This window comes from Natronospira sp. (assembly GCF_007134575.1).
In the GTDB taxonomy this organism is placed as follows: Bacteria; Pseudomonadota; Gammaproteobacteria; order Natronospirales; family Natronospiraceae; genus Natronospira; species Natronospira elongata.
In genome coordinates this window covers 1-2,582 of record NZ_SLKM01000149.1, presented here as the reverse complement: position 1 = coordinate 2,582, position 2,582 = coordinate 1, and the positions used below count along the sequence as shown (strand labels likewise).

The following is a 2,582-nucleotide window of genomic DNA, read 5'->3' as shown; positions in this document are numbered from 1 at the left end:
CCCCAATCATGGATTTCCCCGACCCAGCCGCCATTGCGCCCCGCAGGGCCTTGAAGTACCATTTCCGCCTCCGGAAACCCGGGTCGAATCCATGAGGCATGAGGAAGGATCACCGGGGCAGGCGCCGCATCGAATCGTGGTCAGCCCCAATGACTCCCTCGGTTCACGGGGCCGGGTGATCTTTTTTCTTGTGGTTGCCCTTGCCGTGCTGCTGGTCAGCGCCAGCGTGGCGGCACGCGGATTATGGCCGGTTCTGCCTTTCGCCGGGCTGGAGTTGCTGGTCCTGGCGATATGCCTCTACGTCGTGGAGCGGCGAACCCGCTATCGCGAGGTCATCACCCTGGAGGGAGATTCCCTTCGGGTTGAGCAGGGCCGCGGACGTCCGGAGACAGAGCAGCGGTTTCATCGAGCCTGGGTGAGGGTCGAGCTGGAGCCCGCCGCTCATCGCAACTATCCCGCCCGCCTGTTTTTGCGCGAAGGGCATCGGCAGTGCGAGATCGGGCGTTGTTTGACAGAATCGGAGCGCAGTTCGCTTGGCGAGCGGCTCAGGGGCCTGCTGGCCACCGGAAAATGAAATCTCCGTCCTCTTAAGCCGGGCGGAGCCGGTAGACCGCCACGCCTTGCTCGGGTGGTCTGCTTGATCCATCACGCAGGAGAAGTGAAAGCATGTTCAAAGCGAAGCTTTCAGGCGCCATTCGCCACACCGTCTTGCTCGGCCTGTTCTTGCTTCCCGGGTCGGCACTGGCCTTCCGTGAAGGCATTAACTTGCCCCGTGGCGTGACATCCATCAGTTCCGACATTTATGACCTGCACATGCTGATCTTCTGGATCTGCGTTGCCATCGGGGTCATCGTGTTCGGGGCGATGATCATTTCCATTTTCCTGCACCGCAAATCCCGGGGCGTGGAACCGGCCAAGTGGCACCACAATACCGCCGTTGAAGTGGTGTGGACCGCCGTGCCTTTCCTGATTCTTGTGGGCATGGCCATTCCTTCCGCGCGGGCACTCATCGATATCGAGGACTATCGCGATTACGACATGAGTATCCAGGTCACTGGTTATCAGTGGTTCTGGCATTACGAATATCGTGGCGAGGATGTGTCCTTCTACAGCCGTCTGGACGATGACAGCAATCGTGCCCGCCAGCTTCGCGCCCATCGCGAGATCGACCCCCTCGACGTGGACAACTATCTGCTGGAAGTGGATAACCGCGTGGTTGTTCCCGTGGACCAGAAAGTCCTTTTGCTGTTGACCGCCAATGATGTCATTCACGCCTGGTGGGTGCCTGAGTTGGGTGGTAAGAAAGACGCCATTCCCGGTTTCGTCAACGAACTCTGGTTCGAGATTTCCGAACCCGGTGTGTATCGCGGTCAGTGCGCTGAACTCTGTGGCCGTGACCATGGCTTCATGCCCATCGTCGTCGAGGCGGTGGAACAGGAAGAGTACGAGGCCTGGTTGGAAGAGATGCGCGATCGCAACGCCGAGAACGAAGACGCAACCCAGGTTTCCGCCATTGACGTGGCCCGGTAAAGACTGAGCCGGAGGTCGAGAGAAAAAATGAGCACTGCTACCGATACCCATCACGACGAGCATCACGGCCCGGCCAAGGGCATGCGTCGCTGGCTGTTTACCACCAATCACAAGGACATTGGCACGCTGTACCTCTGGTTCAGCCTGATCATGTTCTTCGTGGGCGGGGCCATGGCCATGGTCATCCGTGCCGAGCTGATCCAGCCCGGCATGAATCTGGTTGACCCCATGTTCTACAACCAGATGGTCACCATGCACGCGCTGATCATGATCTTCGGCGCCGTCATGCCGGCTTTCGTGGGTCTGGCCAACTGGATGATCCCCATGATGGTGGGGGCGCCGGACATGGCCCTGCCGCGCATGAACAACTGGAGCTTCTGGATCCTGCCCATCGGCTTCACGCTTCTGCTGATGACCTTCTTCGTGCCGGGCGGTGCGCCGGCCGCGGGCTGGACCATCTATCCGCCGCTCTCATTGCAGACGGGGGATGCCTTCCCGCTCCTGGTATTCGGCATTCACGTTCTGGGTATCTCCTCCATCATGGGCGCGATCAACATCATCGTGACCATCATGAACATGCGGGCCCCGGGCATGGGGCTTCTGAAGATGCCCATCTTCGTGTGGACCTGGCTGATTACCGCCTATCTGCTCATCGCGGTGATGCCGGTGCTGGCCGGTGCGGTGACCATGCTGCTCACCGACAAGTACTTCGGTACCGCCTTCTTTGATGCCGCCGGCGGCGGTGACCCGGTCCTGTTCCAGCACATCTTCTGGTTCTTCGGGCACCCCGAGGTCTACATCATGATCCTGCCGGCCTTCGGGATCATCTCCGAGATCATCCCGACCTTTGCCCGCAAGAAGCTCTTCGGCTACAGCGCCATGGTCTACGCCATTGCCGCCATTGCCTTCTTGAGCTTCATTGTCTGGGCTCACCACATGTTCACCGTGGGCATGCCGGTGGCCGGGCTGCTGTTCTTCATGTTCACCACCATGCTGATTGCCGTGCCCACGGGCGTGAAGATCTTCAACTGGGTGGCGACCATGTGGCGTGG

The 2,582-nt window shown here is 60.0% G+C and carries 3 protein-coding genes; all 3 read left to right on the top strand.

The features are described from left to right. Positions 1-574, top strand: a 574-nt coding sequence (locus tag ACJWXQ_RS06020; protein WP_406672364.1) for a DUF2244 domain-containing protein, incomplete at its 5' end; no start/stop codon positions are given. Positions 575-666: 92 nt separating this feature from the next. Further along, the gene (gene coxB / locus ACJWXQ_RS06015) at positions 667-1,530 is read left to right on the top strand and encodes a cytochrome c oxidase subunit II (protein WP_346051434.1); all 864 of its coding nucleotides are present in this window, start codon (positions 667-669) and stop codon (positions 1,528-1,530) included. A 27-nt stretch (positions 1,531-1,557) separates the two neighbouring features. Then, on the top strand, positions 1,558-2,582 hold a 1,025-nt coding region (locus tag ACJWXQ_RS06010; RefSeq protein WP_406672363.1), incomplete at its 3' end, for a cbb3-type cytochrome c oxidase subunit I.